The organism is Achromobacter xylosoxidans (assembly GCF_001457475.1).
GTDB lineage: Bacteria > Pseudomonadota > Gammaproteobacteria > Burkholderiales > Burkholderiaceae_B > Achromobacter > Achromobacter xylosoxidans.
Genome location: NZ_LN831029.1, coordinates 236865 through 251436, shown reverse-complemented (window position 1 = coordinate 251436; position 14572 = coordinate 236865). Strand labels below are relative to the sequence as shown.

General features: G+C 67.4%; 16 protein-coding genes and 1 pseudogene. 3 read left to right on the top strand and 14 right to left on the bottom strand.

Features of this window, described 5'->3' with window-relative positions; translation table 11 throughout:
- Nucleotides 1-91: 91 nt before the first annotated feature.
- The 4 genes from AT699_RS01195 to AT699_RS01180 form a co-directional block, all read right to left on the bottom strand.
- Nucleotides 92-1483 (bottom strand): MFS transporter, encoded by a 1392-nt coding sequence (locus tag AT699_RS01195; RefSeq protein WP_006388104.1) that lies wholly within the window; start codon nucleotides 1481-1483, stop codon nucleotides 92-94.
- Complete coding sequence (glmU, locus tag AT699_RS01190) at nucleotides 1480-2853, bottom strand: bifunctional UDP-N-acetylglucosamine diphosphorylase/glucosamine-1-phosphate N-acetyltransferase GlmU (protein WP_006388103.1); 1374 nt, start codon at nucleotides 2851-2853, stop codon at nucleotides 1480-1482. The genes AT699_RS01195 and glmU overlap by 4 nt, the downstream gene beginning before the upstream one ends.
- Nucleotides 2854-2916: 63 nt before the next feature.
- Nucleotides 2917-3708 (bottom strand): PhaM family polyhydroxyalkanoate granule multifunctional regulatory protein, encoded by a 792-nt coding sequence (locus tag AT699_RS01185; RefSeq protein ID WP_024067447.1) that lies wholly within the window; start codon nucleotides 3706-3708, stop codon nucleotides 2917-2919.
- Nucleotides 3709-3751: 43 nt separating this feature from the next.
- Complete coding sequence (locus AT699_RS01180; RefSeq protein ID WP_054442549.1) at nucleotides 3752-4423, bottom strand: outer membrane lipoprotein; 672 nt, start codon at nucleotides 4421-4423, stop codon at nucleotides 3752-3754.
- Nucleotides 4424-4554: 131 nt separating this feature from the next.
- Here AT699_RS01180 and AT699_RS01175 point away from each other — a divergent pair, with 131 nt between their 5' ends.
- Nucleotides 4555-4776, top strand: coding sequence for a DUF3717 domain-containing protein (locus AT699_RS01175; protein WP_006388102.1), 222 nt, complete (start codon nucleotides 4555-4557; stop codon nucleotides 4774-4776).
- 75 nt (nucleotides 4777-4851) lie between these two features.
- Here the strand turns inward: AT699_RS01175 and AT699_RS01170 are convergent, their stop codons facing one another.
- Genes AT699_RS01170 through AT699_RS01150 form a run of 5 tightly spaced genes read right to left on the bottom strand, consistent with a single transcriptional unit; the run spans nucleotide 4852 to nucleotide 8894 of the window.
- Nucleotides 4852-5457, bottom strand: coding sequence for an SCO family protein (locus AT699_RS01170; RefSeq protein ID WP_006388101.1), 606 nt, complete (start codon nucleotides 5455-5457; stop codon nucleotides 4852-4854).
- Between the two features lie 16 nt (nucleotides 5458-5473).
- Nucleotides 5474-6364 (bottom strand): heme o synthase, encoded by an 891-nt coding sequence (cyoE, locus tag AT699_RS01165; protein ID WP_026383355.1) that lies wholly within the window; start codon nucleotides 6362-6364, stop codon nucleotides 5474-5476.
- A gap of 13 nt (nucleotides 6365-6377) precedes the next feature.
- On the bottom strand, nucleotides 6378-7412 hold the full coding sequence (locus AT699_RS01160) for a COX15/CtaA family protein (RefSeq protein WP_006388099.1): 1035 nt from the start codon (nucleotides 7410-7412) through the stop codon (nucleotides 6378-6380).
- Between the two features lie 21 nt (nucleotides 7413-7433).
- The gene (locus AT699_RS01155) at nucleotides 7434-8048 is read right to left on the bottom strand and encodes an SCO family protein (RefSeq protein ID WP_223203271.1); all 615 of its coding nucleotides are present in this window, start codon (nucleotides 8046-8048) and stop codon (nucleotides 7434-7436) included.
- A gap of 45 nt (nucleotides 8049-8093) precedes the next feature.
- Nucleotides 8094-8894, bottom strand: a complete 801-nt coding sequence (locus AT699_RS01150; RefSeq protein WP_024067443.1) for an SURF1 family protein — start codon at nucleotides 8892-8894, stop codon at nucleotides 8094-8096.
- 36 nt (nucleotides 8895-8930) lie between these two features.
- Between AT699_RS01150 and AT699_RS01145 the strand changes: the two genes are divergently transcribed.
- Complete coding sequence (locus tag AT699_RS01145) at nucleotides 8931-9131, top strand: twin transmembrane helix small protein (RefSeq protein ID WP_006388096.1); 201 nt, start codon at nucleotides 8931-8933, stop codon at nucleotides 9129-9131.
- 154 nt (nucleotides 9132-9285) lie between these two features.
- Here AT699_RS01145 and AT699_RS01140 read toward each other — a convergent pair whose 3' ends face one another.
- The 5 genes from AT699_RS01140 to coxB all read right to left on the bottom strand — a co-directional run bounded on the left by AT699_RS01140 (nucleotide 9286) and on the right by coxB (nucleotide 13465).
- Nucleotides 9286-10161: a cytochrome c oxidase subunit 3 gene (locus tag AT699_RS01140; protein ID WP_024067442.1), complete on the bottom strand. Its 876-nt coding sequence runs from the start codon at nucleotides 10159-10161 to the stop codon at nucleotides 9286-9288.
- 38 nt (nucleotides 10162-10199) lie between these two features.
- Complete coding sequence (locus tag AT699_RS01135) at nucleotides 10200-10424, bottom strand: DUF2970 domain-containing protein (RefSeq protein ID WP_006388094.1); 225 nt, start codon at nucleotides 10422-10424, stop codon at nucleotides 10200-10202.
- Between the two features lie 11 nt (nucleotides 10425-10435).
- Nucleotides 10436-10564: a cytochrome oxidase small assembly protein gene (locus tag AT699_RS32115; protein WP_020925592.1), complete on the bottom strand. Its 129-nt coding sequence runs from the start codon at nucleotides 10562-10564 to the stop codon at nucleotides 10436-10438.
- 35 nt (nucleotides 10565-10599) lie between these two features.
- Nucleotides 10600-12207 (bottom strand): cytochrome c oxidase subunit I, encoded by a 1608-nt coding sequence (ctaD, locus tag AT699_RS01130; RefSeq protein WP_006388093.1) that lies wholly within the window; start codon nucleotides 12205-12207, stop codon nucleotides 10600-10602.
- A 100-nt stretch (nucleotides 12208-12307) separates the two neighbouring features.
- Nucleotides 12308-13465 (bottom strand): cytochrome c oxidase subunit II, encoded by a 1158-nt coding sequence (gene coxB / locus AT699_RS01125; protein WP_024067440.1) that lies wholly within the window; start codon nucleotides 13463-13465, stop codon nucleotides 12308-12310.
- A gap of 292 nt (nucleotides 13466-13757) precedes the next feature.
- On the opposite strand from coxB, the pseudogene AT699_RS01120 reads away from it, so the two are divergent.
- Nucleotides 13758-14563: pseudogene (locus AT699_RS01120) on the top strand (NUDIX hydrolase).
- Nucleotides 14564-14572 lie beyond the last annotated feature (9 nt).

The window sequence follows — 14572 nt, the reverse complement described above, 5'->3', positions numbered from 1 at the left end:
CGCGCCCGGGCATCCTGCCCCAGCGCCGGTCGCCATTATAGAAGGGCCGCCAGCCCGCCCGGAACGCGGCGCCCGCGGCGATCGGCTGGCGCTAGGGCGCCCGCAGCTTGCTGAAGCGCACCGTGTTCACGACCACCGCCAGCGCCGCGCAGATCGTGCCCAGCACCAGGGCCAGCCCCGGTCCGTGCGCCGCGCTGACACTGAAAGCGATCGCCACCAGCGCCGTGCCGAAGCTCTGCCCGAACACCCGGGTGGTCGCCTGCAGGCCGCCGGCCGCGCCGCTGCGCACGCGCGGCGCGGCCGACAGCATGGCGCGGTTGTTCGGCGTCTGGAAGAAACCAAAGCCCACGCCCGCCACGAACATGCCGGCGATGATGGGCACGTTGCCGACGGAGGCGGGCAGCGCCGCCAGCCACAGCATGCCGATCACCATGGTCGCCGCGCCCACGCCGCTCAGGGTGGCGGCGGAGTAGCGGTCCGACAGGCGGCCGGCCAGCGGCGCGATCAACGCCGTGCCCACCGGCCAGGCGCCCATCAGCATGCCCACCTCGAGATACGGCCGTCCCAGCACCTGCTGGAAATAGAAAGGCAGCGACACATACGAGGCCATCTGCGCCGCAAAGGTGCAGGCCGACGCCCCCACCGCGAACGCCAGCGGCCGGATGCGCAGCAGGTCCACCGGCACCAGCGGCGCGGGCTGGCGGCTGGCGCGGCGCACCAGTACCAGGCCCGCCACGGCGGCAATCGCCACCAGGCCGATCCCGCGCAGCAGGTCCTCGCCCATCATGTCGATGCCGGAAATGAACACGCCCAGCGTCGCCATGCACAGCAGCGCGCTGATCCAGTCCAGCCGCACGTCGTTGCGCGGCACTTCCGGCAGGTGGCGCAGGCCGAACATGGCCAACACGCAGATGGGCAGGTTGACGGCGAAGATCCACGGCCAGGGCGCCACCGACAGGATCGCCGAGCCGATCGTCGGCCCCAGCACCGACATCACCGCCACCGTGGTGGCGTTGATGCTGATGCCGCGCCCCAGCATCTTGAGCGGATAGATGTTGCGCACCAGGCCGCCGAACAGGCACATCAGCGTCGCCGCGCCCACGCCCTGGAACACGCGCGCCGCCGTCAGTTGCGCCAGCGTGCCGGCCAGCGCGCAGCCCAGCGAGGCCAGGGTGAAAAGCACCAGCCCGAAGGTGAACATGCGCCGGAAACCGATGCGCTCGGCCAGGGCCGACAACGGCAGCAGCATCATCACCACCGCCAGGTTGTAGGCATTGACCACCCACACCGCCTGCGCCGGCGAGGCATTCAAGTCGGCCGCGATGGTCGGCAGCGCGACGTTGGCGATGGTGGTATCCAGCACCGACAGGCTGATGCCCGTCATCACGGTCGCCGCCGCCCAGTAGCGGCGCGGCGCCGGCAAACCGTCCGGCGCGGCAGGCTTGGACTTGCCCGCCGGCGCCGGGGACGCCGGCGCGGTCACGACTTCTTGACCGGCCGTTGCCAACCGTCGACGGTGACCTGCTTGCCGCGCGATACCGTCAGCTTGTCGGCCGGCGCATCACGGGTCAGGGTGGTGCCGGCGCCCAGCGTGGCGCCGCGACCGACGCGCACCGGCGCCACCAGTTGCGTGTCCGAGCCGATGAAGGCGTCGTCCTCGATGACGGTGCGGTGTTTGTTGACGCCGTCGTAGTTGCAGGTGATGGTGCCCGCGCCCACGTTCACGCGCGCGCCGATGTCGGCATCGCCGATGTAGGCCAGGTGGTTGGCCTTGCTGTCGGCGCCCAGCACGCTCTTCTTGATCTCGACGAAGTTGCCGACATGGGTGCGATCGCCGAGTTCGGCGCCCGGACGCAGGCGGGCGTACGGACCAATGCGCGCGTCGCCGCCGACCTGGGCCTGCTGCAGATGGCTGAAAGCCTCGATCTGCGTGCCCGCGCCGATGCTGACGTCGCGCAGCACGCAGTGCGGGCCCACGCGCACGCCGTCGGCCAGCGTCACCTGGCCCTCGAACACGCAGCCCACGTCGATGAACACATCACGGCCGCAAGTCAGCGTGCCGCGCACGTCGAAACGGGCGGGGTCGGCCAGCGTCACGCCGGCCTCGAGCTGGCGACGCGCCTGCTCGCCCTGATAGCGGCGCTCCAGTTCGGCCTGCTGCACGCGGCTGTTCACGCCCAGCGTCTCCCACGATGCGTCCGGCTGGGCCGCGCCCACCGGCACGCCGTCGGCCACGGCCAGCCCGACCACATCGGTCAGGTAGTACTCGCCCTGGGCGTTGTTGTTGTCGATGCGCGAGAGCCAGTCCTTGAGCTGCGCGGTGGGCGCGGCCAGGATGCCGGTGTTGACTTCCTTGATGGCGCGCTCGGCCTCGGAGGCATCCTTGTGCTCGACGATGCGGCAGACGTTGCCGGCGGCGTCACGCACGATGCGGCCGTAGCCGGTCGAGTCGGCCAGCACTTCGGTCAGCACCGCGGCGCCGTTGCCGCGCGCCTGCAGCAGGCGGCGCAGCGTCTCGGGCTGCACCAACGGCACGTCGCCGTACAGCACCAGGGTCACGTCGTCCTTGCCGTCGCCTTCGCGCAGCAGCGGCACGGCCTGCTGGACCGCGTGGCCGGTGCCTTGCTGCGGCTGCTGCAGCGCGAATTGCAGATCGTCCTGCCCCGCGAAAGCCTGCTTGACGCGGTCGGCGCCATGGCCGACCACCACGATGACGCGGGCCGGCTCGAGCTGGCGGGCGCTATCCAGCACGTGGGCCAGCATCGGTTTGCCGGCCAGGGTGTGCAGCACCTTGGGCAGGTCGGACTGCATGCGCTTGCCGAGTCCGGCGGCGAGAATCACTACATTGAGCATAAGTTCCGGTATTTGAATGCGCCCGCTACCGCCATGCGGCGGTCCGGGACGGGATTGAAAAAATCAGGGCTTGCCGTCGGCAGGCCCGCTGTTCTTGGTGGCCGCCTTGGCGGCCGGTTTGCGCGCGGTCTTGCGGGCGGGCTTGGCGACCGTCTTGGCAGCCTTGGCCGCCGGGGCGGCCGCGGCCTGCGGGCCGCCCGGCTTGGCCTTGGACTTGTCGGCCTCGGGCGCCGGCTGGCTGCCGGGCATCGATGCGGCCGTGGCCGCCGCGATCTGGTTGAATTGCTGTTGCAGCAGGTCCCACCAGGCCTTGGAGGCCGACTGCGCCGCCGCGCCCATCTGCTCGCTCATGGCGGGCTGGGCGCCGGCCGCGCCGCCGTCGGACTCGGGAGCCTTGGCCTCAGCCTTCGCGGCGCCCGCGGCCTCTTGCGACGCGCCTTGCGGCGCGCGCTTGGCGGCAGGGGCCGGCTTCAGGCCCAGCACCACTTCCAGCGGCGACGCCGCGCCGCTTTCGCGCACCGCGCCCAGGTCCAGGTTGGCGGCCGAATCGACAAAGGCGCGCAGCGTGCTGATGGTGGAGCGCTGCACTTCCATGCCCTGGATCGTGCTGGACAGCATCGACAGGTTCATGCGCAGCCAATTTTCCACCGAACGCAGTTCGGCGATACGGCGGTCCAGGTCTTCCAGGTTCATGGGCGGCGCCATCGGCAGGCTGCTCGCCAACCCGCCTGGGCCGGTCAGGCCAGCCCAGGCCTGGCGCATCATTTCCATGCTGGCCAGCAGGGGGTTGCCCGACAGGTCGGAATTCTGGCCCATGCCGGGCAGGACGAACGGGTTGCTGTGTTGGTCGCTCATTCCTGTCTTCCCATAGATCGCAAAACGCTGCCGGCCGGCGTGGTCATCCCGGCAGCAGCTGATTATTCTCCACCCGCACGTGGTCGCCGGACGCGAAGGCGAACGGCTGCGCGCTGCGGAATTGGCGCGAGCTGCCGTCGTTCATGCGTACCGTGAGCTCATAGTGCGTCACCGTTTGTTGCTGCCTGATATTACGCTCAACTTCACGGCCTGCCAAAGCGCCGCCCACCGCGCCCAGCACGGTCAGCGCGGTCTTGCCGCTGCCGCCGCCGAACTGGTTGCCGACCACGCCGCCGGCCACGCCGCCAGCAATGGTGCCGACCAGGTGGTCGCTATTGTCCTTGACCGGCACCTGCACCTGGCGGATCGATTCAACCACGCCGCAATTGCGGCAGGCCTGCGCCGCCGGGGCTGGGGCCGGCGCAGGGCGGCCTTGCGCCTGGGGCTGCTGGGCCTGCGCCTGGGCTGGCGGCCGCGCGGCCGGCGCTTGCGGCTGGCCAGGCGTCGCGGGCTGGGCCGGCGCCAGATTGGCGGCCTCGGGCCCGGGCTGGGCCAGCGCCGGGTCCTCGGCGTGCGGGGTGGCCGACGGCGTCGGCAGCCAGCCCATCACGGCGGCCACGCCGACCGAGCACATGACGATCACCGCGATGGCGGCGGCCGCGACCAGCGGATGCAGGCCGCGGCGGGGAGATTCGGTTGGGGCGGGATAATTCATGACGATGCTCCATCGTTACTAACCGGCAGTGGTATAGCACCCGGATGCGGTTTCGGCATGTTGCGATGGTGACGCTTCATTGCTGCGCCGAAGCGGTTGGACAGCCCGCGGCATTCGTGGAAAATAGGACCATGAATGCCATCACCTTGCCTCAGATCGAAGCGGCCATCAACTATTGGCGCAATGTCTCGCCGTCCACCGGCGACGAATCGCGCCTGTGCCCGGAGGCGGCCGCGCTGGCCACCCCCTATGCCCTGATGATCATGTCGCACCGCCGCGAACTGCCCATGGCGGATATCGGCGACAAGGCGCGCGATGCGCTGGCCCGCTGGCGGGCCGCGGGCGGCGAATGACGCCATAGGCCGCACACCCGATCGCGCGGCAGCGCCTGCCGATGCCTGCCCGGCTGGCCGACCGCGGCGGCGGCATCAACCCTTGAGCAGGGCCTGGATGTCGTGCACCAGGGCATCGACCCCGATGTTGTTGTTGGCCAGCACGCGCGATTCACCCTTGCCGTCGAGCAGGTAGAAGGCCGCGGTGTGGTCCATGGTGTAGTTGCCGTCCTTGGTCGGCGCCTTGGCGTAATAGGCCTTGAACGAGGCCGCCGCCTTCTTCACCTGGTCGGGCGTGCCGGTCAAACCCAGAAAACGCGGGTCGAACGCGGTTACGTATTGCTTGAGCACTTCCGGCGTGTCGCGCTCGGGATCCACCGTGATCAGCAGCACCTGGACGCGCTCGGCGTCCGGGCCCAGCTTTTTCATGACCTCCGTCAGCTCGGCCAGCGAGGTCGGGCAGACATCCGGGCACTGCGTGAAGCCGAAGAACACCACCACCGCCTTGCCAGCGAAGTCCTGCAGCGTGCGCGTCTTGCCGTTGTAGTCCGACAGCTCCAACCCGCGGCCCAGCTGGGTGCCGCTGATGTCGCTGCCCTTGAACTGCGGCGCGTTGTCGCCGCAGGCGGCCAGGGCGACGGTGAAAGCGGCGGCCGTGGCCAGGCGCAGGGCCAGGCGCCGACTGGCGGAAAATACGGACATCGACATCTCCAGGGGGTCAGATCAGCGCGACCCAGTGGTCCACCAGCAGGGCGCCGAACAACAGCGCCAGGTAGAGAATGGAAAAACGGAACATGCTGCGCGCCAGCTCGTCGCTGTAGTTGCGGTACAGGCGCCAGGCATACGACACGAACATGCCGCCCAGCACCAGCGCCGACGCCAGGTACAGCGCGCCGCTCATGCGGATCGCGGTGGGCAGCAGCGTGGTGGCGACCAGCGCGATGCTGTAGAGCAGGATCTGCAGACGCGTGAACTGCTGGCCGTGCGTCACCGGCAGCATGGGCAGGCCGGCCTTGACGTAGTCATGGTTGCGATACAGCGCCAGCGCCCAGAAATGCGGCGGCGTCCAGATGAAGATGATCAGCACCAGCAGCCAGGCCTCGGCCGGCACCGAATCGGCCACCGCCGCCCAGCCCAGCGCCGGCGGCATGGCGCCCGACAGGCCGCCGATGACGATATTCTGCGGCGTGCGCGGCTTGAGGATGACGGTGTAGATCACCGCGTAGCCGACGAAGGTGGCAAAGGTCAGCCACATGGTCAACGGGTTGACCAGCGTGTACAGCACGAACATGCCGGCCCCGCCCAGCAGGCCCGACAGGCCCAGCACCTGGTACGCGGAAATGGTGCCGCGCGCGGTGGCGCGCCGCGCCGTGCGCAGCATGCGGGCGTCGACTTCCTGCTCGATCAGGCAATTGATGGCGAAGGCGGCCGCGGCCAGCAACCAGATGCCCAGGGTGCCGAACAGCACGCGGCGCATGTCGGGTACGCCCGGCACGGCCAGGAACATGCCGATCACCGCGCAGAACACCGCCAACTGGGTGACGCGCGGCTTGGTGAGCACGAAATATTGGCGGAGCAATCCGGATTGGGGAGCGGCAAGACTGGTCATCATGCACCCTATTTTAAACGCGCACCGAATTGGGGCCGTAGCCCCCGGCCGGCGCGCCGCCCGCCGTGGACAGGCGCACCATGAGGACGACGGCGGCCAGCGTCAGGCCGGCCGCCCCGCCATTGTGCAGCACGGCGATCAATAATGGCCACTGGAAGAAAATGGTCGTCAGCCCGGTCAGCAGCTGGGCGCCCAGCAGCGCCAGCATCAGCGTGGCGGGGCCGCGCAGCCCCCGGTCGGCCCGCAGGCGCCAGGCCAGCACGCCCAGGTACGCGAACACGACGAAGGCGAAATTGCGGTGCACCCAGTGGATCGCCGTCAGCGCCGGTTGCGAGATCATTTCGCCGGACGGCAGCTCGCCCAGCGCGCGGATGATCGAATAGCCGCCATGGAAATCCATGTCAGGCACCCATTTGCCGTGGCACATGGGGAAATCCATGCAGGCAAGAGCCGCGTAATTGGTGCTGACCCAGCCGCCCAGCGTCACCTGGATCAGCAGCAGGATGAAGCCGCCGACCACCCAGGGCCTGAAACGCCGCGCCGCGGCGGCCACCGCATGGTGCGGGCGTTCACGCGCCGACAACCAGGTCATCAGCGCCAGCACCGACAGGCCGAACACCAGGTGCGCCGTGACCACGGCGGGCATCAGCTTGTGCGTCACGGTCCAGGCGCCGAACGCGCCCTGCACGCACACCGCCACCAGCGTGGTCACCGCCAGGGCCGGCGAGCGGCCCAGTTCGCGGCGGTAGCGCCAGGCCATGTAGACGATGCCGATGATCAGCATGCCCAGGATCGAGCCGACATAGCGGTGGATCATCTCGATCCAGGCCTTGGACAAGGTCACCGGGCCGAACGGCATGGCCTGCGAGGCCTCGTGGATGTCGCCCATCGCGCCCAGCGGCGTGACGCTGCCGTAGCAGCCGGGCCAGTCCGGGCAGCCCAGGCCCGAGTCCGTCAGGCGCACGAAGGCGCCGAACATGATCAGGTCCAGCGTCAGGAACCAGGTGAAGAAGACGAGTTTGCGATACCGCGCTTTGATGCGTTCCATGGAAACCAACTGAATACCGATTCAACCGATGCGCGAGTTATAGACCAGCTTGCTGATGTCCTTGCGCACCTTCACGCCGTCGGCGTCGGCGGGATACTGCATCATCAGGTTGCCCAGGGGATCGATCACCCAGATCGGCTGCGCCAGGCCGGGCTGGCCGGCCGCGGCCTCGCGCGCCAGCAGGAAGCGCGCCAACTGGTCCGGATCGGCGCGCAGCATGATCGTGCCCTGGTAGGCCTGCAGCACCTTGTCCGGCACCGGGCCGTCGTCGGTGATGAACCAGACGCGCGCCAGGCGGTCGACGTTCTTGCCCTGGCTGGCATGGGTGTTGCGGGTGATGTAGAGCTTGCGGGCGCAGCTTTCCGGGCAGGCCGCGCCGTCGGCCGCCACCAGCAGCCACTTGCCCTTCAGGCTCTGCAGGTCGAACGGCTTGCCATCCAGCGTGGTCAGCTTGAGCGCCTCCGGCGCGGGCATCGGCCGCTGCGGCTCGACCAACTGGCCATAGTTGCTGGCGTCCGCCGGCCACCACTGCGGATTCATGTAGACCACGAAGGCCGCCACGATCGGCGCCAGCGTGCACAGGAACACCAGCACCATCGGTGTCAGCGAGCGCCGTACGGGTTTGGAAGCAGTCATGTCGCGAGCCGCGTGGGTCATGGATTCTGTTGTCGGAAAGGGCGGTCAGGCCGCCGGGTCGTTGGCCGCGGCGCGTTGGCGCATGCGCTTGATGGCGCCCCCCAGCACCACCAGCCACGCAATGGCGGCAAACAAGGCGAAGGAAAACCATTCGACGGCATAGACCGTGTTCTGCTGGAAATTCACCGACGGCTGCGGCCAGTCGTGCACCAGGCCGTCGTCCTCGCCGGTGCCGAACTGGCTCACCACGGTGGGCAGCAGCGTCAGTCCGGTGGCCTTGGCGTAGGCCTCCAGCGGCAGGTTCTGCACCTGTGGCACGGCGCCGCCGGCGAGCGGCAGGCGCTCCGGCAGGCTGGAGGCGTCCTGGCCCCCCAGCGACCACAGCTCGAACATGCGCGGCACGCGCGGCGACAGCTCGCCCTTGATGGTCTGCGCGCCGTCGGGCGTGGCCGGCAGCGCCGGCGCGCCCTGGCCCTGGATCACCCGCGGCAGCCAGCCGCGCAGCACCAGCACCGCGTGGCGGCTGCCGGCATCCAGCAGCAGCGGCGTGGCCAGCCAGTAGCCCGGCTTGCCTTCATGGTTGCGGTTGTCCAGCAGTACACTGAATTCGGGCAGCCAAGTGCCGCTGGCCTGCGCCACGCGCCACGGCTTCATGTCGGCCGGCGCGGTCGACGGCGCCAGCACCAGCGGCGCTTGCTTGCGGCCGGCCTCGATAGCCGCCAGAATGTCGCGTCGCTCGTCGGCCCGCCGCAATTGCCATTGGCCCAGCGACGCCAGGATCACCACGGCGATCCCCAGCAGGAGCAAGGCGGCTACCGTGTAGCGGGTTGAATGCGGTCGAGCCATCTGTATTGAATCAATCGATTTTGTCCGGAGACCATCATGCGCGTTTTCGTCGTTCTGGCCTTCATCGGTATCCTGGCCAGTCTGGCATCCGCCCTGGTCTACCTGATGCGGGACAAAGGCAGCACCAACCGCACGGTCAACGCGCTGACGGTGCGCATCGGCCTGTCGGTTGCCCTGTTCCTGTTCGTGCTGTTCGCCCATCACATGGGCTGGATCGAAAGCACCGGTTTTAGATAAACCCGCGTCCGGCCGGTTCCCCGGCCACGCGACCAGCCCTATTGGAACACGGACCGCCATCAAGCGAAGGGCGAGGCCGGCGGCGCCGGTTTCCCGGCGGCCCGCCAGCCTCGCCCCGTCCAGCCGATCGGCCCGGCAGCGCCGGGCCCACGCCTCAGAACCAGTAGACGAACAGGTACAGGCCCAGCCACACCACGTCCACGAAGTGCCAGTACCAGGCGGCGCCCTCGAAGCCGAAGTGGTGGTCGGGCCGGAAATGGCCGCGCATCAGGCGGATCAGGATGACCGTCAGCATGGTGGCGCCCAGGATCACGTGGAAGCCGTGAAAGCCCGTCAGCATGTAGAACAGCGAACCGTAGGCGCCCGAATTGAACTTGAGGTTCAGCTCGGTGTACGCGTGGTGGTATTCAGCGGCCTGGCAGGCCACGAAGATGAACCCGAGGATGACCGTGGCGGCCAGCCAGAACATGGTCTTGCCGCGATGGTTCTCGCGCAGCGCATGGTGGGCGATGGTCAGCGTCACGCCCGAGCTCAGCAGCAACGCGGTGTTGATGGTCGGCAGCCAGAAGGGGCCCACGGTCTGGAAGTGCTCGACCACGCCGGCCGGGCCGAAGTTGGGCCACACCGCCTGGAAGTCGGGCCACAGCATCAGGCGGTGGTCCATGTCGCCCAGCCACGGTGTGGTGATGGTGCGCACATACCAGAGCGCGCCGAAGAACGCCGCGAAGAACATCACTTCCGAGAAGATGAACCAGCTCATGCCCCAACGGTACGACCCGTCGATGCGCTTGCTGTTCATGCCGGCCTCGGATTCCTGGATGGCGTCGCCGAACCAGTAATACAGCACCACGATCAGCGCGATGAAGCCGGCCAGCACCGACCACTTGGCCCAGCTCACGCCGTTGATCCAGCCCGCGGCGCCCAGGCCCATGAGCAGCAGCGCCACGGCCGTGCGCACGGGATGCCCCGAATCGGCGGGCACGTAGTAATAGGGTGCCTCTTTACCTTGAACCGAGTGGCTTGCACTCATGGCTTTCTCCCTGGTACTGATTTATAGAATTAAGTGATTCAAGTCAGGCTGGATACCGCCCAACGCACAATTAACACCAGCACGGCCACGAAGATCGCCGCCGCCAGCAGCCCCGCCACGATCACATGGACGGGATTGAGCCTGGCGCTGTCCTCGCGATAGCCCGCGCCCTTGCGGACGCCGAAAAATCCCCACGCCACCGCCTTCATCGTCTGGAAGAAGCTCAGCTTGCGCTGGGCGGATTCGCGCAGGTCGTCGCTCATCTCGTGGCCCGCTAGCCGCCGATGGCCTTGCCCGCCAGCAGCGCCGAACCGCGGAACACGGTCCAGGCGAACACGGCGATGACGAATACCAGCAGAACCAGTCCTGCGATCTTGTTGCGTCGGCGCTGCTCGGGGGTCATGGCCATGCTGCCTGTTGCGGGTTTCGGATCGGCGCTCACTTGACTTCGGGCGGCGTCTCGAAGGTATGGAACGGGGCGGGCGACGGCACGGTCCATTCCAGTCCTTCGGCGCCTTCCCACGGCTTGGCCGCGGCCTGCTCGCCCTTGCCCATGTAGCAACGCAGCACGGCCCACAGGAAGATCAGCTGCGACAGGCCGAACCAGAAGGCGCCGATGGTGGCGATCTGGTGGAACGTCGTGAACTGCGCGGCGTAGTCGGCATAGCGGCGCGGCATGCCGGCCAGGCCCAGGAAGTGCATCGGGAAGAAGGTCACGTTGAACGAGATCAGCGTCGACCAGAAGTGCAGCTTGCCCAGCTTTTCGCTGTACATGCGGCCGGTCCACTTGGGCAGCCAGTAGTAGGTGCCGGCGAACAGCGCGAACAGCGAGCCGGCCACCAGCACGTAGTGGAAGTGGGCCACCACGTAATACGTGTCATGCACCTGGATGTCGATCGGCGCCACCGACAGGATCAGGCCGGTGAAGCCGCCCATCGTGAACACGAAGATGAAGCCGATCGAGAACAGCATCGGCGTCTCGAACGTCATCGACCCGCGCCACATGGTGGCGACCCAGTTGAACACCTTCACCCCGGTCGGGATGGAGATGAGCATGGTGGCGTACATGAAGTACAGCTGGCCGGTCACCGGCATGCCCGTGGTGAACATGTGGTGCGCCCACACGATGAACGACAGCACGGCGATCGAGGCGGTCGCGTACACCATCGAGGCGTAGCCGAACAGCTTCTTGCGGGCGAACGCGGGCACGATGGCCGACACGATACCGAACGCCGGCAGGATCATGATGTAGACCTCGGGGTGCCCGAAGAACCAGAACACGTGCTGGTACAGCACCGGGTCGCCGCCGGCGGCGGCGTTGAAGAAGCCGGTGCCGAAGTGGCGGTCGGTCAGCACCATGGTGATGGCGGCGGCCAGCACCGGCATCACGGCCAGCAGCAGGAACGCGGTGATCAGCCAGGTCCAGCAGAACAGCGGCATCTTCATCAGCGTCATGCCGGGCGCGCGCATGTTCAGCACGGTCACGATGATGTTGATGGCGCCCATGATCGAGGACGCGCCCATGATGTGCATCGCGAAGATGGCCAGGTCCATGCCCGGGCCCATCTGCAGCGACAGCGGCGCATACAGCGTCCAGCCGGCGGCGGTGGCGCCGCCCGGCACGAAGAACGAGGCCGTCAGCATGATCGCGGCCACCGGCAGCAGCCAGAAGCTGAAGTTGTTCATGCGGGCGAAGGCCATGTCGGACGCGCCGATCTGCATCGGGATCATCCAGTTCGCGAAACCCACGAACGCCGGCATGATGGCGCCGAACACCATGATCAGGCCGTGCATGGTGGTGAACTGGTTGAACAGTTCGGGGCGGAAGAACTGCAGGCCCGGCTCGAACAGCTCGGTACGCAGCAGCAGCGCCAGCGTGCCGCCTTCGAGCAGCATGACGAACGAGAAGATGAGATACATCGTCCCGATGTCTTTGTGGTTGGTGGCGAAAAGCCAGCGGCGCCAGCCGGTGGGGGTGGCGTGGTGGTGGTCATCGTGACCGTGGCCGTGGCCCGGCGACACGTGGTCTACAGTGACGCTGCTCATGATGGACTCCTTCCTGCTGAGTGCCGGCTCCGTTCCACGGAACCGGCAGGGTATCTCTGACTAAACGGAACCAGCTCTGCGATGGGAAAGCGGGGCGCGATCAACGCGCGGCCGCGACATCCTTCGGCATCACTGTCGGGTCCTGCCCCTTGCCGGCGTTGCTCCAGGCATGGCGCGTATAGCTGATGACCGCGGCGATCTCGACATCATTGAGCTGCGGGCCGAATGCCGCCATGGCGGTGTTCGGCTTGCCCTTGAGCACGGTGTTGATCTGTTCCGCTTTCGGGCCCAGAACAACCTTGTCTCCATCGAGGGCCGGGAAGCTGCCCGGGATGCCCTTGCCGTTGGCCTGGTGACAGGCCACGCAATTGGCGGCGAAGACCTTCTCGCCACGGGCAACCAGTTCGGCTTCCGTCCACTCTTTATTGGGATCGTCGGCGTTTGCCGCCATCCTCTTCTTTTGGTCTTCAACCCACTTATCGTAGTCCGCTTGCGCCAGGACTTCCACGACGATGGGCATGAAGGCGTGGTCCTTGCCGCACAATTCGGCGCACTGGCCACGGTAGATACCGGGTTTTTCGGCGCGGAACCAGGCGTCGCGCAGGAAACCGGGGATCGCATCCTGCTTGACGCCGAAGTCGGGAATCATCCACGAGTGGATGACGTCGGCGGCGGTCAGGACGACGCGTACCTTCTTGTCCACGGGCACCACCATGTGGTTGTCCGTTTCCATCAGGTAGAACTGGCCCTTGGCCTCGCGGCCTTCGATCTGGGCGCGCGGGGTCGACAGGGTGGAGAGGAATTTGACGCCGGCGGCGGGGCCGTCGAGATACTCGTAGCCCCACTTCCATTGATAGCCGGTGACCTTGATGGTCAGGTCCGCGCTGGAAGTGTCTTTCATGGCCACGACCGTCTTGGTGGCCGGCAGCGCCATGGCGATGACGATGATGAAGGGGATGACCGTCCAGGCCACTTCCACGCCGAGGTGTTCGTGGAAGGTCGCGGCCTTGTGTCCGCGGGATTTCCGGTGCGCCCAGATGGAGTAGAACATCACTCCGAAGACGCCCACGAAAATCACAATACAGATCGTGAGCAGCAGCCAGTGCAGCCACATGACATCACGCGTGATCTGTGTGACGCCTTCATGCAGGTTCAGCTGATTGACCTTCGGGCCGCCGGGCATGTCTTGCACCTGAGCGATGGCCGCGCTGCCAATCAGCAGCGCACAAGCGCCCAGTATCCCTCTCCACTTCTTCATGCTTACCTCGAAACACGGCGCGAAGGCCCTTGTCGCCTAGTGGCACGGATGTCACTGCAACAGGACTACGCGCAATTATTAGATGGCAGGGCTAGGCAGGGGGAGATAGAGCGGCCCCCGCATTCCCACTCGAAATCACAAAGAAACTGGCGGATTATAGCGGACGCGCAAACAGATGTAAGTTTGTGCCCTTGAATTCATGCGGCCCGCCCCCATCTGCCCGCGCCCCCTTGACGCGCCGGATAAACCGGGTGGCATAAAATCCCGGCAGTCCCATCACAACGGCCTCCCAATGCCCAAGCAGCTGTCCGATCTGTATGCCGCCTTGCGCGCTCGCGCCCAGGAGCCCGCCCCCGCGGGCGCGCACGCTCTCTATATAGCGGGACGACGCTGCGGCTGGGCCACGCATGCCGCCTGTGACGCCCTCCAGGGAGCCGCGCACATCGACGTGGATACCGACGCGCTGCGCATCGGCGCGGCGTTGCCCCCGGCCCGGCGCTCGATGGCGTGCTCGAACAGACCGCGCAACTGTTGCGCCAAGCCAACTGCCTGAGGGGCTGGCGCGATGAATTGCTCGACGTCCTGGACGGCGACATTGCGCTGGGCGTGATCGAACGCGCGGCGGTGCGGCCGCTGGGTCTGTTGACCAAGGCGGTGCACCTGAACGCCTGGACCCCGGATGGCCGCATCTGGATCGCCCGCCGCGCGCTCAGCAAGTCCACCGACCCCGGCATGTGGGACACCCTGGTTGGCGGCCTGGCCGGCAGCGGCGAACCGCTTGAATCGGCGCTGGTGCGCGAATGCGGCGAAGAAGCCGGGCTGGACGCGCCCGACCTGACGCGGCGCTCGCCGCTACGCACCATCCTGCGCATCCATCGCCGCCTGCCCGAGGGCTACCAGGTCGAGGACGTGCTCACCAGCACCTGTGTGCTGGCGGCCGACGCCAGGCCCGCCAACCGTGACGGAGAAGTGATGGAAATTGCCGCGGCCGACGTCGACACGGTGGTCCGCCGCGTGGCGGAGGGCGAATTCACGTTGGAAGCCGCGCTGGTGATCATCGAAGACATCATGCAGCGCCGCGCCGCCGGCGAGATCTGAGCCGGCGAC

What these genes read in the sequence shown, in the direction of transcription:
- glmU (WP_006388103.1), bottom strand. Translation starts at nt 2,853, where the DNA reads ATGCTCAATGTAGTGATTCTCGCCGCCGGACTCGGCAAGCGCATGCAG.
- AT699_RS01185 (WP_024067447.1), bottom strand. Translation starts at nt 3,708, where the DNA reads ATGAGCGACCAACACAGCAACCCGTTCGTCCTGCCCGGCATGGGCCAG.
- AT699_RS01180 (WP_054442549.1), bottom strand. Translation starts at nt 4,423, where the DNA reads ATGAATTATCCCGCCCCAACCGAATCTCCCCGCCGCGGCCTGCATCCG.
- AT699_RS01175 (WP_006388102.1), top strand. Translation starts at nt 4,555, where the DNA reads ATGAATGCCATCACCTTGCCTCAGATCGAAGCGGCCATCAACTATTGG.
- AT699_RS01170 (WP_006388101.1), bottom strand. Translation starts at nt 5,457, where the DNA reads ATGTCCGTATTTTCCGCCAGTCGGCGCCTGGCCCTGCGCCTGGCCACG.
- cyoE (WP_026383355.1), bottom strand. Translation starts at nt 6,364, where the DNA reads ATGACCAGTCTTGCCGCTCCCCAATCCGGATTGCTCCGCCAATATTTC.
- AT699_RS01160 (WP_006388099.1), bottom strand. Translation starts at nt 7,412, where the DNA reads ATGGAACGCATCAAAGCGCGGTATCGCAAACTCGTCTTCTTCACCTGG.
- AT699_RS01155 (WP_223203271.1), bottom strand. Translation starts at nt 8,048, where the DNA reads ATGACTGCTTCCAAACCCGTACGGCGCTCGCTGACACCGATGGTGCTG.
- AT699_RS01150 (WP_024067443.1), bottom strand. Translation starts at nt 8,894, where the DNA reads ATGGCTCGACCGCATTCAACCCGCTACACGGTAGCCGCCTTGCTCCTG.
- AT699_RS01145 (WP_006388096.1), top strand. Translation starts at nt 8,931, where the DNA reads ATGCGCGTTTTCGTCGTTCTGGCCTTCATCGGTATCCTGGCCAGTCTG.
- AT699_RS01140 (WP_024067442.1), bottom strand. Translation starts at nt 10,161, where the DNA reads ATGAGTGCAAGCCACTCGGTTCAAGGTAAAGAGGCACCCTATTACTAC.
- AT699_RS01135 (WP_006388094.1), bottom strand. Translation starts at nt 10,424, where the DNA reads ATGAGCGACGACCTGCGCGAATCCGCCCAGCGCAAGCTGAGCTTCTTC.
- AT699_RS32115 (WP_020925592.1), bottom strand. Translation starts at nt 10,564, where the DNA reads ATGACCCCCGAGCAGCGCCGACGCAACAAGATCGCAGGACTGGTTCTG.
- ctaD (WP_006388093.1), bottom strand. Translation starts at nt 12,207, where the DNA reads ATGAGCAGCGTCACTGTAGACCACGTGTCGCCGGGCCACGGCCACGGT.
- coxB (WP_024067440.1), bottom strand. Translation starts at nt 13,465, where the DNA reads ATGAAGAAGTGGAGAGGGATACTGGGCGCTTGTGCGCTGCTGATTGGC.